This is a genomic window from Escherichia sp. E4930, from assembly GCF_005845405.1.
Classification (GTDB): Bacteria; Pseudomonadota; Gammaproteobacteria; order Enterobacterales; family Enterobacteriaceae; genus Escherichia.
In genome coordinates this window covers 1-15,573 of sequence record NZ_VCDZ01000021.1, presented here as the reverse complement: position 1 = coordinate 15,573, position 15,573 = coordinate 1, and the positions used below count along the sequence as shown (strand labels likewise).

Below are 15,573 nucleotides of genomic sequence, written 5' to 3'. Positions count from 1 at the left end.
AATGAAAAAAAATGCCCAGTCCGTGGAAGCCTGGCTGGAGGCGATGATCGCCGTGGCGCGCTATTACCGCCTCGATTTTTCTCAGGAGAACGTGCGCGCAACCGTCAACTGGGAGCGCGACAGCAAGCGGGAGGAGTTACTCACTGACATGGCGCGGCAACTGGGGATGGGGCTGCGGCTGGTGGAGTTCTCCGCCGATTCGCTTAACCCGTGGCGGCTGCCGTTGATCGCGGTGTTTGATAATCAGCAGATTGGCGTAATCACCCGCCGCGACAATCACGACAATATCAGCATTCAGTTCAGCGGTGACGAAGGGCTGGAAACCACGCTTAACGTCGCGGATGTTGAGGATAAAATCGTCGAACTGGCGCTGCTGCGCCCGCTCAGTGCCATCCCCGACGCGCGGGTGGATGACTATATTCGCCCGTATCAGGCGAACTGGTTCTGGAATCTCTCGTTAAAAGACTGGCGGCGCTACGGCGATATTATGCTGGCCTCACTGGTGGCGAACGTGCTGGCGCTGGCGGCGATGATTTTCTCGATGCAGGTTTACGACCGCGTCGTTCCGGCGCAGTCGTACCCGACGCTGTGGGTACTGTTCGCCGGGGTGATGATGGCGATCCTGTTTGAGTTCTGTATGCGCATGGTGCGCACGCACCTCTCGGATATGATTGGCAAACGGGCGGATCTGCGTATTTCGGACCGCGTGTTTGGTCACGCATTACGGCTGAAAAATAACGTGCGCTCGAAATCCACCGGATCGTTTATCTCGCAGATCCGCGAACTGGAATCGGTGCGGGAGCTTATCACCTCCACCACCATCGGCGCGGTGGCGGATCTGCCGTTCTTCCTGCTGTTTGTCTTTATTTTGTGGATGATTGGCGGCTGGCTGGTGTTGGTGGTTCTGCTGGCTCTGCCGTTATTGGTGATCCCCGGTTTGCTGATTCAACGCCCGCTGGCGCGGCTGGCGAACGAAGGGATGCGCGAGTCAGCGGTACGCAACGCGACGCTTGTGGAAGCCGTGCAGTCGATTGAAGACATTAAACTGTTGCGCGCCGAGCAGCGTTTTCAGAATCAGTGGAATCACACCAACGATGTGGCCTCGTCCATCAGCATGAAGCAACGTTTTCTCACCGGACTGCTGCTCACCTGGACCCAGGAAGTGCAGTCCATCGTCTACGTGGTGGTGCTGTTGGTGGGCTGCTTTATGGTGATGAACGGCGACATGACCACCGGTGCGCTGGTCGGGACGACGATCCTGGCTTCGCGCACCATCGCGCCGCTGTCGCAGATATCCGGCGTGCTCTCGCGCTGGCAGCAGGCGAAAGTGGCGCGTAACGGCCTCGATGAACTGATGAAGCGCCCGGTGGATCAACCGGAACACGGCAAACTGGTGCATAAAGCGGTGCTGCACGGTAATTATCAGTTCAGCAACGCGGTGTTTTATTACGACGAAGAAGAGAAGATTGCCGATGTGGCGATTGGCAAACTCAACATTCAGGCGGGTGAGAAAATCGCCATTCTCGGGCGCAACGGCGCGGGTAAATCAACGCTGCTGCAAATGCTCGCCGGAATGCGTATCGCCCAGCAGGGGCAGGTGCTGCTGGATAACATCAGCATCGGTCAGCTTGATCCGGCAGATCTGCGCCGCGACATGGGGCTGCTCAGCCAGACCGGGCGACTGTTCTTCGGTTCGCTGCGGGAAAACCTCACAATGGGGATGCCGGAAGCCAGCGATGAAGATATCGAACGCGCGTTAACCCTCAGCGGGGCGCTGCCCTTTGTGCAGAAGCAGAAAAATGGCCTCAACTACATGATTCAGGAAGGGGGATTTGGCCTTTCTGGCGGTCAGCGGCAAACGCTGCTGTTGGCGCGGCTACTTATCTCTCAACCCAATATTGTCTTGCTTGACGAACCCAGCGCCTCGCTGGATGAAATGGCGGAAGCGCATTTAATCGAACAACTGAAACAGTGGATTGGACATCGCACGCTGGTCATCGCCACTCACCGCACGGCGATGCTGCAACTGGTGGACCGCATTATCGTGATGGATCAGGGGCGGATTGTGATGGATGGCGCGAAAGAGGCCATTTTGCGTGAACAGGGCGAACCCACGGCGCGACGGGTGGTGTTGCAGGAGAAGAATAAGGGGTCTGCTGCATGAACGGACAACTGCAATACAACCGTGGCCTGACTGAACCCCGCCTGCCGCGCTCGGCGCTGGCGGTACGTGTGACCGTCGTCATGCTGCTCTGTTTTCTCGGCTGGGCGTGGTATTTCCAGCTTGATGAAGTCACTACCGGCAGCGGCACGGTAGAACCCTCCGGGCGCGAACAGGTGGTGCAGTCGCTGGAAGGCGGAATTCTGTATCATCTCGACGTCAAGGTGGGCGATATTGTCGAACAGGGCCAGCCGCTGGCGCAGCTTAACCGCACCAAAACGGAATCCGACGTCCAGGAAGCGATGTCGCGGCTGTACGCGGCGCTGGCGACCTCGGCGCGGCTGCGGGCAGAAGTGAGCAATAAACCGCTGGTGTTCCCCGACGAACTGAATAAATTCCCCGAACTTATCGAGTCGGAAACGGCGTTGTACAACACTCGCCGCGACGGGTTGAACAAAGCCACCACCGGGCTGACGCAGGGGATTAGCCTGGTCAACCGTGAACTGGCTATGACCCAGCCGCTGGTGAAACAAGGGGCTGCGAGCAGCGTCGAAGTGCTGCGCCTGCAACGCCAGGCCAATGAACTGGAAAACAAACTTAGCGACGTGCGCACGCAATACTACGTTCAGGCGCGCGAAGAGTTAGCGAAAGCCAATGCGGAAGTGGAAACTCAGCGTTCGGTGATCCGTGGACGGGAAGACTCCCTCACCAGGCTCAACTTTACTGCGCCAGTTCGTGGCATTGTTCAGGATATTGATGTCACCACGGTTGGCGGCGTCATTGCCCCCGGTGGTAAACTGATGACCATCGTGCCGCTGGATGAGCAACTGCTGATTGAGGCAAAAATCTCCCCGCGCGATGTGGCGTTTATCCATCCGGGGCAAAAATCACTGGTGAAAATAACCGCTTACGATTACTCCATCTATGGCGGCCTGCCGGGGGAAGTGGCAGTGATATCACCAGACACCGTGCAGGATGAAGTGCGGCGCGATGTTTATTACTATCGGGTGTACATTCGCACTTTCAGCAACCATCTGGAAAATAAACATAAACAGCAGTTTCCGATATTCCCCGGTATGGTGGCGACGGTCGATATCCGCACCGGCAAAAAAAGCGTGCTGGATTATCTGTTGAAACCCTTTAACAAAGCACAGGAGGCGTTGCGCGAACGATGAACATTAGCGATGTAGCAAAAATTACCGGCCTGACCAGCAAAGCCATTCGCTTCTATGAAGAGAAGGGGCTGGTGACGCCGCCGATGCGCAGCGAAAACGGTTATCGCACCTACACGCAGCAGCATCTCAACGAACTGACCTTACTGCGCCAGGCGCGCCAGGTGGGCTTTAACCTGGAAGAGAGCGGCGAACTGGTGAATCTGTTTAACGACCCGCAGCGTCATAGCGCCGATGTAAAACGGCGCACGCTGGAGAAGGTGGCGGAGATCGAACGGCATATCGAAGAACTGCAATCCATGCGCAACCAGCTACTGGCGCTGGCGAATGCCTGCCCCGGTGATGACAGCGCCGACTGCCCGATTATCGAAAATCTCTCCGGCTGCTGCCATCATCGGGCGGGGTGAAAATCAGTTAATCCCCGTTTGCACCGAAAGAATATGTTGCAAACTTTCTACCATAATGCGCCCCGACTGAAATAAGCCTTCCTGGATTTCGTTGTTAACATTCACAGCGTGCACCAGGGAGGCTAATAATGCTACTTGCAAGAAGGCAAAAATAAACGCACCGATAATCATAATATGCGTCAGGGCCATTTTCTTTTGCTCCTTCATTTTAAATAGCCCACAAACTGGCCTTCTTTCATTAAGGCGACTTTTCCTGTGTGATGATAAACAATGACGTTATACAGACCCGACTGATAAACCGTAGCATCGGTATTATCTTCATCTATGGCACATAGTGAATCATTGAGGTAAGCAAAGTTTTTACTGCTCATTCTGAAGGTGACGCCAAATCCTTTATAAATGGATTTTTTAGCGGCCTGGGCATGTTGTGCGGCTTCTGCATTTTTAAATGCCTGCGCCTCGGATGCACTTAAAATAGCCGCCTGACGCTGTTGTTCTGCGAGATAACAGGTGTCATGACTGACGCCCTGCGCCTGGCAATCTGCGATGCGGGAAGTGGGAGAACTACAGCCAGCCAGTAATATCACCGCCAGCAGGGAAAACGATTTAATGGTGCTATTCATCATTGTTAACCTTAAATAATGTGCGGAAAATTGCGAATAAGAAATTGCTATTAAAATTAGAACGAATATCCCACGCCGACACCTGCGCCGAAATCAGATTGTGTATCCGCTGAGACTCCCGCTTTAATTACCGTATGAATTCCAGCATTAAAAGATGTTCCGACAGACACCGCAGATTCACCGTTGAACGTTCCTGCTCCCGCTGACACCATCATTAAATCACCGGTTTTCACCTGCGGCTGTGAGGCAATGGCAATGGCTGACGCGATCCCCGCATTAGCATCTTTACGGTTATCTTCAACTTCGTTTTTCAGCGAACTGAAATTGTTATTGAGCGTGTTAATTTGCTGGCTGTTATCCGCTACTCGTTTTTGCGTGTTGCTTAACTGCTGATGCGTTTGGGTTGCGTCTTGTGTCAGGCTGTCAATTTGTTCATGCGTTTGCGTTGAGTCTTGCGCCAGACGCTGAATTTGCTCCCCGTACTGCACGCTATCGATATGTTGTTGAGTTGCCTGGTTAGTCGCAAGGGTATCAATTTTCTGTTTTTGTTCTGCTGCAATACGCGCATTCGCATCATTTTGTGCGGTCAGTCTGGCGTTAACCATCTGCTGATAATGTGCGCTGGTCTGGGCATCGCCAAGTGCAGAAACCGTTTTTTGCGTCGCGTCGATTTGCTTCTGCTGATCGGTAATTTGTTGCTGCTGGGTGTCTGCTTGTTCCTGCTGCGCGTTGGTAGCGGCTGTCTGCCTGGCGTCAATCATGCCCTGATATCGGGCAGCAGTCTGTACATCACCGGTGGCAGCAACGGTTTTCTGGGTTTCGTCGAGCTGTTGCTGCTGGTCAGCAATATCGCTGCGGTTCTGTTCGATATTATTTTTATTTTCCGTCACGGCAGCGGAGAGTTTGACGCCGTTCAGCAGTGCGGTGTTGGCGTTAGCGTTGGCATGGTCAGCCGTTGACTGGGCATGTGCGACATCGCCTTTTATGGTGCTGACGTCTGACTGTACGGCGGAGACATCATTGCGGGCGTCGGTGATGGCGGCTTTATTGGCATCAATATCCGTCTGCGCCACCATAATGGCATGATGCGCATCATCGGCTTTCAGCGATGCCCAGTTGGCAGTGTGCTGCGCGTTCTGAATGGCGGTATCCTGCCCGTTGTCGCGGTCGATCTGCGCTTGATTGGTTATCGGGTTGAGCGTACTGGTGGGCTGTACGGGAGAAGTAGTTGTATCTTCCTGAGGCGTTGTAGTTTTGTAATCATGCGCAATCAGGTAATTTTGTGCGGCTGCGCTATTTCCTGTCCTTTCTAAAAATCGACCAATTTTCTGATCAATTTCCATTTGCGACATTCCTGGCTGGATTGCCGCTAATTCTGTCGCTGCTGCCTCAACAGTATCACCCGCAAACGCAGATGGACTTACCGCGGTAGCAACAACGACAGCCAGTAAAGACAGCTTTACAGTTTTCATGCATTTTTTCTCGTTCAAAGTAAGTCACAGTTTTGTTTCTATAAGCAACGTATAACGTTGTTATAAGAATTAATTTGCGTTGCAATTTAATCGAAATCTACGCCGCCATTTGTGTGATGTAAAGCGCGTTTTTGTCTTGTGTAAGCGTAAATATCGCCTATAAGAAACAAAAAATGTTTCTTATATAAATAAAATTGAAAGTCATTTTGTGCTCTTTCAATGTAAAAAAGAGTAAAGACTTGTTTTGATAAGCGAAATAAATGTTGTTTCTGGGCTAAACGTGAAGCGGTTCCTGATGTGTGCTAGAATGCGTTTCTTTGATAAATCTCAATTTTTAAGAGGTTTACGCCAGGCAGGAAAATTAAATGAATGAATTTGAGAAGATTTTTAATGAAATGAATCTGGACAGGGCGCTGCTCCCCATCCTTTTTCGTTCGAATCGCTCTACGGTGTGGAAGTATTTAAGCGGCGATAGTACGGCTCCTGCCTCTGCCATGTCGCTGATCATGCTGTTGCAGTTGATCCAGAAGAGAAACCCCGATCTGTTAGCCGAATGGTTAACGCTTTCTGATTTCACCATTCCGCCAGAAGTTTACCTGGACCAGCCTGATTACTGGAAAGGGTGGGTGTATACCCAACACAAGGTCAATAAAAACGTCCTGGAATATCTAAAAAAACACTATCCGGATGAAGACCAAAAAAACATGAATAAAGGTAGTGACGAGTAATTTGCCAATGCCAGTTAATATGGCGGAGGCGGCCTACGATTCGGGTGCAGACTTCCAGGCATGATAAGACGCGTCCGCGTCGCATCAGGCATCGGCGCATAACCGCCGGATGCGGCGTAAACGCCTTATCCGGCCTACGGTTCGGGCATATTTTGTAGGCATGATAAGACGCGTCAGCGTCGCATCAGGCATCGGCGCATAACCGCCGGATGCGGCGTAAGCGCCTTATCCGGCCTACGTTCGGGCACAGACTTCCAGGCATGATAAGACGCGTCAGCGTCGCATCAGGCATCGGCGCATAACCGCCGGATGCGGCGTGAACGCCTTATCCGGCCTACGGTTCGGGCATATTTTTGTAGGCATGATAAGACGCGCCAGCGTCGCATCAGGCGATGATCGCACGGATGATCAGCGTTATCCCTTCAATCGCAATCACCTCAACATGCGTACCTGCGCCGAGATCCTCGCTGGCGCTGACGGGCCATGAACTGTCGCCGACGCGCATATGACCGCGCCCGTTGACTAACGGTGATTCCAGCACAAAACGTCGGCCAATCAGCTGTTGACCGCGCTGGTTTAAATGGCTGTCACTGTGCTTTTGTTCGCGCACGCCTCGTGCCAGCCATTTCCACCACAGCCAGGCGGCAAGTAGCGTCAGGACGGCAAACATCACCCCTTGCCACTCCCAACCCAGCGGCAGCAGCCAGACCACCAGGCCAGTAATCACCGCCGCGGCACCGCTCCACAGTAGATAACCATTGCCGCCCAGCATCTCGGCTGCCAGCAGCAGACCGCCGAGACTCAGCCAAAAAATATGCGGATGGATAGCTATCATCTCGATCATGATTTATTTCGCTCGTTCGCGCTGTCTTTCACCAGTTCAGCAATCCCGGCAATCGACCCCATCAGGCTGCTGGCGTCTAATGGCATCATCACCACTTTGCTGTTACTGGAGGAACCAATCTGCTGTAACGCCTCGGTGTATTTCTGCGCCACGAAGTAATTCACCGCCTGAATGTCACCAGAAGCAATGGCTTCAGACACCATTTGGGTTGCGCGGGCTTCCGCTTCGGCAGAACGTTCACGCGCTTCGGCCTGTAAGAATGCCGATTGACGTTCGCCTTCCGCTTTCAGGATTTGTGACTGTTTTTCACCTTCGGCTTTGAGGATTTCCGCCTGACGGATCCCTTCCGCTTCAAGGATGTAAGCGCGTTTGGTACGTTCCGCTTTCATCTGCGCGTTCATCGAAGAGATAAGCTCAGCCGGTGGGCGCACATCGCGAATTTCAATACGGGTGACTTTTATCCCCCACGGATTAGTGGCTTCATCGACAATATGCAGCAGACGCGAGTTAATGCTGTCGCGCTGAGAGAGCATTTCATCGAGTTCCATTGAACCCAGAACGGTACGGATATTAGTCATGGTCAGGTTGATGATCGCCAGCTCCAGATTGCTGACTTCATAAGCGGCACGCGGGGCATCAATCACCTGAATAAAGCAAACGGCGTCGATAGTGACGTTGGCGTTATCTTTCGAGATAACTTCCTGGGATGGGATGTCGAGCACTTGCTCCATCATATTGATCTTACGACCAATGCGGTCCATAAACGGCACCACCAGACTTAGCCCCGGCTGTAATGTTTTGGTATAACGACCAAATCGTTCTACCGTCCACTGATAGCCCTGCGGAACGATTTTGACGCCCGCGCCAACAATGACCAGCGCGACAAAAATGAGAATCGGGATAAAAATAAGCATCGGAAAAACCTCCTGTTGTACCGTCCATAAAGAGCAAAATTGCTGCTTGATTAAACAAATTATACCTGATTACTGAAAGAGAGTTCCCCCTTATTCTTGCGGAGGATAAACTGTTTTTAGTAAAAATCAGAAAAGGGATGGGCAATGCAGGAAAATAGTCTTTTGCTCCAACTACAAAATGTTGGATATCAGGCGGGCGATACGAAGATTCTCAATAACATCAATTTTTCGCTGCGTGCTGGCGAATTTAAGTTAATTACCGGCCCTTCTGGCTGCGGTAAAAGTACGCTACTAAAAATAGTTGCTTCATTAATCAGCCCGACCAGCGGAACGTTACTGTTTGAAGGTGAGGATGTCAGCACACTAAAGCCAGAAACCTATCGCCAACAAGTTTCTTACTGCGCCCAGACGCCGGCTCTGTTTGGCGACACGGTCTACGATAACCTGATCTTTCCCTAGCAGATCCGTAACCAGCAGCCTGATCCGGCCATTTTTCTCGATTTTCTCGAACGTTTCTCCTTGCCGGACACCATTTTGACGAAAAATATCGCCGAGCTATCTGGTGGTGAAAAACAACGCATCTCATTGATTCGTAACCTACAATTTATGCCGAAGGTTTTATTGCTCGACGAAATCACCAGTGCGCTGGATGAAAGCAACAAACGCAACGTCAATGAGATGATCCACCGCTATGTACGTGAGCAAAATATTGCGGTGTTGTGGGTGACGCACGATAAAGACGAAATTAATCATGCGGATAAGGTGATTACACTGCAACCGCATGCCGGAGAAATGCAGGAAGCACGCTATGAACACGCATAATATTACCAACGAGTCACTGGCCCTGGCATTAATGCTGGTGGTTGTCGCAATCTTAATTAGCCATAAAGAAAAACTGGCGCTGGAGAAAGATATTCTCTGGAGTGTGGGGCGTGCGATAATTCAGCTGATTATTGTCGGCTATGTGCTGAAGTATATTTTCAGCGTGGATGATGCCAGCCTGACATTATTGATGGTGTTATTTATCTGCTTTAATGCGGCGTGGAATGCGCAAAAGCGCAGTAAATATATTGCTAAAGCTTTTATCTCATCGTTTATTGCCATTACGGTCGGGGCGGGAATTACTCTGGCGGTGCTGATTCTCTCAGGGTCGATTGAATTTATCCCGATGCAGGTGATCCCTATCGCCGGGATGATTGCCGGTAACGCGATGGTGGCGGTGGGGTTGTGTTACAACAATTTAGGGCAACGGGTCATTAGCGAACAGCAACAGATTCAGGAGAAACTGAGTCTTGGCGCGACGCCGAAGCAGGCTTCAGCGATATTGATTCGCGACAGTATTCGCGCGGCTTTAATTCCGACGGTGGATTCGGCAAAAACGGTTGGCTTAGTGAGTTTACCAGGAATGATGTCCGGGCTGATATTTGCCGGGATTGATCCGGTGAAGGCGATTAAATATCAGATTATGGTGACCTTTATGCTGCTCTCAACCGCCAGCTTGTCGACCATTATTGCCTGCTATTTAACCTATCGTAAGTTTTATAATTCGCGCCACCAGTTGGTGGTGACGCAATTGAAGAAGAAATAATGCGATGCCTGATGCGACACTGGCGTCTTATCAGGCCTGCAAACCTGCACAGCATCGCATTTCAACGGAAAATTAATACAACAACGCATACAGCTGGCGGCGATACTTCGACGCCAGTGCATCACCCGTACCCAGCGCAGCGAGGATCTCCTGGAACGTTTTACGTGTCTGACCGTCTGCGGCGGTGAGATCTTTACGCAGATGTCCGAACAGTAACTCCAGCGCCTCTTCATTGCGCCCAACCTGATGCAGTTGCAGCGCCAGTTGCGTCGCCAGTGCGGCATCTTCTGGATTCTCCGCCACCTGCTGTTGCAGCTGTTGAATTTCCGGCGTATCTGCCGCCTGCTTCAGCAGTTCGATTTGCGCCACCAGCCCCTGGTAGCGGGTGTCCTGATCCTGCAACGGAATGGTTTTCAGCACCGCTTCTGCATCTTCAGAACGGTTCAGCGCAATCAGCGTTTCTGCCAGCAGCAGGCCGATCTCCCCGTTCTGATTCGACAACTGCCAGGCGTCTTTCAGTAATGGCAGGGCGTCGGTGTAATTGCCTTCCTGCATCAGTTGCATCGCCTGCTGCGCTTTCAGCTCTTCTTCGCGCGGCAGCACTTTATCCAGCAGGGCGCGGATCGCCTCTTCCGGTTGCGGTCCCTGGAAGCCGTCTACCGGTTGCCCGTTCTGGAACAGATACACGGTCGGAATCGCGCGCAGACCAAACTGGGCGGCAATCATCTGCTCCGCATCGCAGTCCAGCTTCGCCAGAATAAATTGCCCGTTGTACTGCGCCGCGAGGCTTTCCAGGATCGGGGTTAACTGCAAACAGTGCTGGCTACGTTCAGACCAAAAATAGAACAGCACCGGTGTGGTCATCGACTGTTCAAGAACCTGTTGCAGGTTAGATTCGTTAATGTTGACAATATTTTCTACGGACATGGAGTCGCTCTCTGTTGTCGATATTTTCTATGACATGGGGGCTTAAGCGCGCGCTTCAACTCACCCCTGCAATATTTTGTCCATCACGCGCCCCGGCAGCAGGCGCTTAAGCACCATTACTGCCCAGGTCACCAGCGTCACCGGATAGCGCATCTTCGGTTTCTCGCTAATAAAAGCATGGCGCACTTTGTTGACCACCGCTTCTGGCCCCAACGTAAAGCGAGCGGCGATGCCGGGATTTTCGACCGGTTTATCGCTTTGCGTCTGGTTGACGTTGTCGGTGAAGCGGGTACGAATGGGACCGGGTTCGATCAGGCTAACTTTAATTCCGCTGTGGCGCAGCTCCATGCGCAGCGCGTCTGACCACGCCTCGAGCGCATATTTACTGGCCGCGTAAGCGCCGCGACCCGGCGTGGAGATTAATCCCATCACCGATGAGGTCATCACAATACGCCCTTCACCGTGCGGCAACATCGCGGGTAGCAGGCGCATGGTGAGCTGGTGTGCGCCGAAAAAGTTGGCGGAAAACTGCTGTTCCATCTGCGTACGGCTGATGGTGGAAAGGGGGCCATACATGCCGAATCCGGCATTGTTAAAGATCCCATACAGACAATTATCGGTCAGGGCGATCACTTCGTCGGCTGCGCGATCAACACTTTCTGGCGAATCCAGATCGATCAACACACCGGTGAATCCCATGCTGTTCATGCGCTCAACATCATCCGGTTTCCGGCAACCTGCCAGCACATGAAAGCCCTGGCGTTTTAATTCGAGCGCGCTTTCCAGACCAATTCCACTGGAACATCCGGTAATTAAGACCGATTTTTGCATAACTTTACCTGTCAGGATCTCCGTTGCTTTATGAGTCATGATTTACTAAAGGCTGCAACTGCTTCGCCATCCAGTCGGCAATAAACGGCTGGGCGTCGCGGTTGGGATGAATACCGTCATCCTGCATCCATTGTGGCTTGAGGTAGACCTCTTCCATAAAAAAGGGCAGCAGCGGAACATCAAACTCTTTGGCGAGTTTGGGGTAAATGGCGCTAAAGGCTTCATTATAACGGCGACCATAGTTTGCAGGCAGACGTATTTGCATTAACAATGGTTCAGCGTTGGCGGCTTTGACATCCTGCAAAATCTGGCGCAGCGTTTGCTCGGTTTGTTGTGGCTGAAAACCACGCAATCCATCATTGCCGCCCAGTTCAACCAGCACCCAGCGCGGCTGATGCTGTTTCAGCAGAGCCGGAAGGCGCGCCAGCCCTTGTTGCGAGGTGTCGCCGCTGATGCTGGCATTGACTACCGACGTTTTGCTCTGCCACTTATCATTCAACAAGGCAGGCCAGGCCGTGCTGGCAGACATTCGATACCCGGCGCTCAGGCTATCACCCAGAATTAATAACGTGTCCGCTGCGGCGGCACGAAAGGTTAACAGGACCAGGAACAGGAAGGGCAAATGCCAGCGGAAAACATTGTTGAAGTTCATCATCTTAAGAAGTCCGTCGGTCAGGGGGAGCATGAACTCTCCATCCTCACCGGAGTTGAGCTGGTTGTCAAACGTGGCGAGACTATCGCGCTGGTGGGCGAGTCGGGATCGGGTAAGTCAACCTTGCTGGCGATCCTCGCCGGGCTGGATGACGGCAGCAGTGGCGAAGTGAGTCTGGTGGGACAACCGCTACATAATATGGACGAAGAAGCGCGGGCAAAATTGCGCGCGAAGCACGTAGGCTTTGTTTTTCAGTCATTTATGTTAATTCCGACCCTTAACGCGCTGGAAAACGTCGAGCTTCCGGCGCTGCTGCGCGGTGAGAGTAGCGCGGAAAGTCGTAACGGGGCGAAAGCGTTGCTCGAACAGTTAGGGCTGGGTAAACGTCTTGATCATCTTCCGGCACAGCTTTCCGGCGGTGAACAGCAACGGGTGGCGCTGGCGCGAGCCTTTAACGGTCGACCTGATGTGCTGTTTGCCGACGAACCCACTGGCAACCTTGACCGCCAGACGGGCGATAAAATTGCCGACCTGCTGTTTTCCCTCAACCGTGAACATGGCACCACGTTGATTATGGTGACCCACGACCTGCAACTGGCGGCACGCTGCGACCGCTGCTTACGGCTGGTGAACGGGCAGTTGCAGGAGGAAGCATGATTGCACGTTGGTTCTGGCGCGAATGGCGCTCGCCGTCGCTATTAATTGTCTGGCTGGCGCTAAGCCTGGCGGTGGCCTGCGTGCTGGCGCTGGGTAATATCAGCGATCGCATGGAGAAAGGTTTAAGCCAGCAAAGCCGTGAGTTTATGGCGGGCGATCGGGCGTTGCGCAGTTCGCGCGAAGTGCCACAAGCGTGGCTGGAGGAAGCGCAAAAGCGCGGCCTGAAAGTTGGCAAGCAGCTGACTTTCGCCACGATGACCTTTGCGGGCGACACACCGCAGCTGGCGAATGTCAAAGCGGTGGATGATATCTACCCGATGTATGGCGATCTGCAAACCAATCCCCCAGGCCTGAAACCGCAGGCGGGCAGCGTATTGCTGGCCCCACGCCTGATGGCGCTGCTTAACCTGAAAACGGGCGACACCATTGACGTGGGCGATGCCACCTTGCGGATTGCCGGAGAAGTGATTCAGGAACCGGATTCCGGTTTTAACCCCTTCCAGATGGCTCCGCGCCTGATGATGAATCTGGCGGATGTCGATAAAACCGGAGCCGTGCAGCCGGGGAGTCGGGTCACCTGGCGTTATAAATTCGGCGGCAGCGAGAACCAGCTCGACAGCTATGAGAAATGGTTGTTACCCCAGCTTAAACCCGAACAACGCTGGTACGGTCTGGAACAGGACGAAGGCGCGCTGGGGCGCTCAATGGAACGCTCGCAACAGTTCCTGCTGCTTTCGGCGCTTCTGACCTTGCTGCTGGCAGTGGCGGCGGTGGCGGTGGCGATGAATCATTACTGTCGCAGCCGCTACGATCTGGTGGCGATCCTCAAAACGCTGGGGGCAGGGCGAGCGCAACTGCGTAAGCTAATCGTCGGTCAGTGGTTGATGGTGCTGGCGCTTTCAGCCATTACCGGTGGGGCGATAGGCCTGTTGTTCGAAAACGTGTTGATGGTGCTGCTCAAGCCCGTTCTGCCTGCTGCACTACCGCCAGCCAGCCTCTGGCCGTGGCTGTGGGCGCTTGGCACCATGACGGTCATCTCGCTGCTGGTGGGGCTACGACCGTACCGCTTGTTGCTGGCAACGCAGCCTTTACGCGTATTACGTAATGATGTGGTAGCGAACGTCTGGCCGCTGAAGTTTTATCTGCCGATTGTCAGTGTGGTGGTTGTGCTGCTGCTCGCCGGATTAATGGGTGGCAGTATGCTGCTCTGGGCGGTGCTGGCGGGCGCGGTAGTACTGGCTTTGCTGTGCGGTGTTCTGGGCTGGATGCTGCTGAATGTACTTCGCCGCATGACGCTGAAATCGCTACCTCTGCGCCTGGCGGTTAGCCGCCTGTTACGTCAGCCGTGGTCAACGTTAAGCCAGCTTTCGGCATTTTCGCTCTCCTTTATGCTGCTGGCACTGCTGCTGGTGTTGCGTGGCGATCTGCTTGACCGCTGGCAGCAGCAGCTACCGCCAGAAAGCCCGAACTACTTTTTAATCAACATCGCCACAGAACAGGTTACGCCGCTAAAAACGTTCCTCGCGGAACATCAAATAGTCCCGGAATCGTTTTATCCGGTGGTGCGGGCGCGGTTGACGGCGATTAACGGCAAGCCGACAGAAGGTAATGAAGATGAGGCGCTTAACCGCGAACTCAATCTTACCTGGCAAAATACGCGGCCCGATCATAATCCGATTGTCGCCGGTAACTGGCCGCCAAAAGCCGATGAAGTGTCGATGGAAGAGGGGCTGGCGAAACGCTTAAACGTTGCCCTCGGCGATACCGTCACCTTTATGGGCGATACCCAGGAGTTCCGCGCTAAAGTGACCAGTCTGCGCAAAGTGGACTGGGAAAGTCTGCGGCCTAATTTCTATTTTATTTTCCCGGAAGGGGCATTAGACGGGCAACCGCAGAGCTGGCTTACCAGTTTCCGCTGGGAGAATGGCAACGGCATGTTGACGCAACTCAACCGCCAGTTCCCGACCATTAGCCTGTTAGATATTGGCGCGATTTTAAAACAGGTCGGTCAGGTGCTGGAGCAGGTAAGTCGGGCGCTGGAAGTGATGGTGGTGCTGGTCACCGCCTGCGGTATGTTGCTGTTGCTGGCACAGGTGCAGGTGGGAATGCGTCAGCGTCATCAGGAGCTGGTGGTGTGGCGCACACTCGGTGCGGGGAAAAAACTGCTGCGCACGACATTGTGGTGTGAGTTCGCCATGCTTGGGTTTGTATCCGGCCTGGTGGCCGCAATTGGTGCGGAAACGGCGCTGGTAGTGTTGCAGGCGAAAGTGTTTGATTTCCCGTGGGAGCCAGACTGGCGATTGTGGATTGTGCTGCCGTGCAGCGGTGCACTGCTGCTGTCGCTTTGCGGCGGCTGGCTGGGCGCGCGACTGGTTAAGGGTAAGGCGCTGTTCAGGCAGTTTGCGGGGTAATGACAGGCGTTAGATTGCCTGATGCGCAAAGTCTTATCTGGCCTACGAAGAGCGTGCAATATATTGATTTTGCAAGATTGTGTAGGCCGGATAAGGCGTTTACGCCGCATCCGGCAGTTGTGCGGCGGTGCCTGATGCGACGCTGGCGCGTCTTATCATGCCTACAAAACTGACACTCAACCGTAG

The 15,573-nt window shown here is 53.4% G+C and carries 15 protein-coding genes and 1 pseudogene; 8 read left to right on the top strand and 8 right to left on the bottom strand.

What is annotated here, in order from left to right; genetic code table 11:
* The first annotated feature begins 1 nt into the window (after nt 1).
* Genes FFT88_RS20085 through cueR form a run of 3 tightly spaced genes read left to right on the top strand, consistent with a single transcriptional unit; the run spans nt 2 to nt 3,740 of the window.
* Nucleotides 2–2,164 (top strand): type I secretion system permease/ATPase, encoded by a 2,163-nt coding sequence (locus FFT88_RS20085; RefSeq protein WP_135403862.1) that lies wholly within the window; start codon nt 2–4, stop codon nt 2,162–2,164.
* The gene (locus FFT88_RS20080) at nt 2,161–3,336 is read left to right on the top strand and encodes an HlyD family type I secretion periplasmic adaptor subunit (protein ID WP_130258561.1); all 1,176 of its coding nucleotides are present in this window, start codon (nt 2,161–2,163) and stop codon (nt 3,334–3,336) included. Before FFT88_RS20085 ends, FFT88_RS20080 begins: the two co-directional genes overlap by 4 nt.
* Nucleotides 3,333–3,740, top strand: coding sequence for a Cu(I)-responsive transcriptional regulator (gene cueR, locus FFT88_RS20075; RefSeq protein WP_001026752.1), 408 nt, complete (start codon nt 3,333–3,335; stop codon nt 3,738–3,740). Before FFT88_RS20080 ends, cueR begins: the two co-directional genes overlap by 4 nt.
* Nucleotides 3,741–3,743: 3 nt before the next feature.
* Here cueR and FFT88_RS20070 read toward each other — a convergent pair whose 3' ends face one another.
* The 3 genes from FFT88_RS20070 to FFT88_RS20060 are packed head-to-tail and all read right to left on the bottom strand — an operon-like array spanning nt 3,744 to nt 5,469.
* Nucleotides 3,744–3,947, bottom strand: coding sequence for a hypothetical protein (locus FFT88_RS20070; RefSeq protein WP_130215523.1), 204 nt, complete (start codon nt 3,945–3,947; stop codon nt 3,744–3,746).
* Nucleotides 3,944–4,366 carry a hypothetical protein gene (locus tag FFT88_RS20065; RefSeq protein ID WP_130215525.1) on the bottom strand — a complete coding sequence of 141 codons (423 nt, stop codon included), beginning with the start codon at nt 4,364–4,366 and terminating at the stop codon, nt 3,944–3,946. Before FFT88_RS20065 ends, FFT88_RS20070 begins: the two co-directional genes overlap by 4 nt.
* A 53-nt stretch (nt 4,367–4,419) precedes the next feature.
* The gene (locus FFT88_RS20060) at nt 4,420–5,469 is read right to left on the bottom strand and encodes a YadA-like family protein (RefSeq protein WP_240731078.1); all 1,050 of its coding nucleotides are present in this window, start codon (nt 5,467–5,469) and stop codon (nt 4,420–4,422) included.
* A gap of 731 nt (nt 5,470–6,200) precedes the next feature.
* Here FFT88_RS20060 and FFT88_RS20055 point away from each other — a divergent pair.
* A complete protein-coding gene (locus FFT88_RS20055) occupies nt 6,201–6,563 on the top strand; it encodes a hypothetical protein (protein ID WP_001001643.1) in 363 nt (120 codons plus the stop codon).
* Between the two features lie 385 nt (nt 6,564–6,948).
* Here FFT88_RS20055 and FFT88_RS20050 read toward each other — a convergent pair whose 3' ends face one another.
* Both FFT88_RS20050 and FFT88_RS20045 read right to left on the bottom strand, forming a co-directional pair.
* Complete coding sequence (locus FFT88_RS20050; protein WP_130223170.1) at nt 6,949–7,407, bottom strand: NfeD family protein; 459 nt, start codon at nt 7,405–7,407, stop codon at nt 6,949–6,951.
* Nucleotides 7,404–8,321, bottom strand: coding sequence for an SPFH domain-containing protein (locus FFT88_RS20045; RefSeq protein WP_000904498.1), 918 nt, complete (start codon nt 8,319–8,321; stop codon nt 7,404–7,406). The genes FFT88_RS20050 and FFT88_RS20045 overlap by 4 nt, the downstream gene beginning before the upstream one ends.
* Before the next feature lie 144 nt (nt 8,322–8,465).
* Here FFT88_RS20045 and fetA point away from each other — a divergent pair.
* Both fetA and fetB read left to right on the top strand, forming a co-directional pair.
* Nucleotides 8,466–9,143, top strand: a pseudogene (gene fetA / locus FFT88_RS20040) (iron ABC transporter ATP-binding protein FetA).
* Nucleotides 9,130–9,909: an iron export ABC transporter permease subunit FetB gene (gene fetB / locus FFT88_RS20035; RefSeq protein ID WP_010347707.1), complete on the top strand. Its 780-nt coding sequence runs from the start codon at nt 9,130–9,132 to the stop codon at nt 9,907–9,909. Before fetA ends, fetB begins: the two are co-directional and overlap by 14 nt.
* A gap of 72 nt (nt 9,910–9,981) precedes the next feature.
* Here the strand turns inward: fetB and cnoX are convergent, their stop codons facing one another.
* Genes cnoX through tesA form a run of 3 tightly spaced genes read right to left on the bottom strand, consistent with a single transcriptional unit; the run spans nt 9,982 to nt 12,322 of the window.
* Nucleotides 9,982–10,836: a chaperedoxin gene (cnoX, locus tag FFT88_RS20030; RefSeq protein WP_001295322.1), complete on the bottom strand. Its 855-nt coding sequence runs from the start codon at nt 10,834–10,836 to the stop codon at nt 9,982–9,984.
* A 60-nt stretch (nt 10,837–10,896) separates the two neighbouring features.
* On the bottom strand, nt 10,897–11,706 hold the full coding sequence (gene ybbO, locus FFT88_RS20025) for an NADP(+)-dependent aldehyde reductase (RefSeq protein ID WP_135403860.1): 810 nt from the start codon (nt 11,704–11,706) through the stop codon (nt 10,897–10,899).
* Entirely contained in the window at nt 11,696–12,322 is a 627-nt protein-coding gene (gene tesA, locus FFT88_RS20020) for a multifunctional acyl-CoA thioesterase I/protease I/lysophospholipase L1 (RefSeq protein WP_135403859.1), read from the bottom strand. Before tesA ends, ybbO begins: the two co-directional genes overlap by 11 nt.
* On the opposite strand from tesA, the gene ybbA reads away from it, so the two are divergent.
* The gene (gene ybbA / locus FFT88_RS20015) at nt 12,290–12,976 is read left to right on the top strand and encodes a putative ABC transporter ATP-binding protein YbbA (RefSeq protein WP_001110573.1); all 687 of its coding nucleotides are present in this window, start codon (nt 12,290–12,292) and stop codon (nt 12,974–12,976) included. The genes tesA and ybbA overlap by 33 nt on opposite strands.
* Complete coding sequence (gene ybbP / locus FFT88_RS20010) at nt 12,973–15,387, top strand: putative ABC transporter permease subunit YbbP (RefSeq protein WP_135403858.1); 2,415 nt, start codon at nt 12,973–12,975, stop codon at nt 15,385–15,387. The genes ybbA and ybbP overlap by 4 nt, the downstream gene beginning before the upstream one ends.
* Nucleotides 15,388–15,573: the final 186 nt, after the last annotated feature.